The organism is uncultured Psychroserpens sp., from assembly GCF_947503375.1.
Taxonomy (GTDB): domain Bacteria; phylum Bacteroidota; class Bacteroidia; order Flavobacteriales; family Flavobacteriaceae; genus Psychroserpens.
Genome location: NZ_CANNDQ010000035.1, coordinates 1 through 203 on the forward strand (window position 1 = coordinate 1; position 203 = coordinate 203).

Below are 203 nucleotides of genomic sequence, written 5' to 3' on the forward strand. Positions count from 1 at the left end.
TAGCATAGGCATCTAAAATCTCTTGCTCAGTACTACATGATGGTAAACTTACATCGGCATCCTGTGGACAACTTACTACCAATGGATCTGCTCCTGCTACACTAAATGTACCTGAACATCCATCTAATCCACAATCATCTGTCGCACTTAAATCAAAACTCAAACTAACTGCACCTCCACATACATAGGATGGAAGACTTGGT

1 protein-coding gene is annotated in these 203 nt (G+C 40.9%); it reads right to left on the reverse strand.

Features of this window, described 5'->3' with window-relative positions; genetic code table 11:
* Positions 1–203 (reverse strand): hypothetical protein (locus Q0876_RS15680; RefSeq protein ID WP_299229838.1); only part of this gene is annotated, 203 nt, incomplete at both ends.